This window comes from Pseudomonas sp. dw_612 (genome assembly GCF_018449725.1).
Classification (GTDB): domain Bacteria; phylum Pseudomonadota; class Gammaproteobacteria; order Pseudomonadales; family Pseudomonadaceae; genus Aquipseudomonas.
In genome coordinates, this window is the sequence record NZ_JAAVVC010000071.1 from 1 (window position 1) to 447 (window position 447).

Annotated in this window: 1 pseudogene; it reads left to right on the forward strand. The window is 60.9% G+C overall.

The window, feature by feature from the left end:
* Positions 1–447 (forward strand): annotated as a pseudogene (locus tag HB680_RS32520) (calcium-binding protein); the annotation flags it as partial.

The following is a 447-nucleotide window of genomic DNA, read 5'->3' on the forward strand; positions in this document are numbered from 1 at the left end:
ATCGGCGGCGCAGGCATCGACATCGCCAGCTACGAAGATGAAGTTACCGGCGCGGGCGTCACCCTCAATCTGAAAACCGGCGTACACACCGGCATCGCAGCGGGCGACACCTTCGTCGGTATCGAAAGCTTCCGCGGTTCGAACTACGGCGATAATTTCTTCGCCAGTGCCGCCGCTGACAACCTCGACGGCTACAGCGGTTCCGACCGCCTCTATTACTCGCAGTCGGATCAAGCGGTCAACATCACCATGACCACTGCGCGGGCGGGGACAGGCTTGGGCGGCGATGCCCAAGGCGATACGTTCTCCGATTTCGAGACGATCATTGGTTCGAACTACAACGACACGTTTACCGCGACTTTGGGCACCACCAGTTTCGTCGGGGGCGCCGGCAACGACGTCTACGTGATCAACGGCACCGCCAGCCAGAACGTGCAGGAAGTGGCC